The organism is Myxococcus sp. CA056 (assembly GCF_013336715.1).
Taxonomy (GTDB): Bacteria; Myxococcota; Myxococcia; order Myxococcales; family Myxococcaceae; genus Myxococcus; species Myxococcus llanfairpwllgwyngyllgogerychwyrndrobwllllantysiliogogogochensis.
Window position 1 is genome coordinate 1 of record NZ_JABUMT010000050.1, and the last position, 460, is coordinate 460.

The 460-nt window shown below is 59.3% G+C and carries 1 protein-coding gene; it reads right to left on the bottom strand.

Annotated elements, in window-relative coordinates:
- Window positions 1–460: hypothetical protein (locus HUA76_RS44790; RefSeq protein ID WP_174464428.1), on the bottom strand; the 460-nt coding region annotated here is incomplete at both ends.

The window sequence follows — 460 nt, forward strand, 5'->3', positions numbered from 1 at the left end:
CAGATTCGGTGGAAGAATCTTGTTTGCCTTCAGCAAGAGCACAATCGCGTCCAGGATGCGCCGGAAGGTGACTACGGTTTTTCCCCATTCGGAGATCATCGCGCTGACGGGGGCATGGTTGGCCAGGAGTGTGAAGATGAGATCCATCAGGTCGGTTCGACCCGAGGACCTAGCGTACCTGACCTCGCATTTCTCCAGGCGGCCCACGAACTTGTCATAGGCCGTGTCGAGGTGGAACTGCGCGTAGGTGTCTTCCTTGGTGACGTCGATGTCGACGATGCGATTCGCGAAGGGCGTCTTGGCGTACTGCGAGACCGGGGATGCGCTGGTGTTGTCGAAGCTTTGAAGCTGGTTCTCGAAGGTGGCGGCGATCAGATCGCAAAGCGGGCCGCTCAGGGTCTTGGGATTGACTTGAAGGAACCGGGAGAGGGCCCTCAGGAACCTGGCGGCGTGCAGGTCG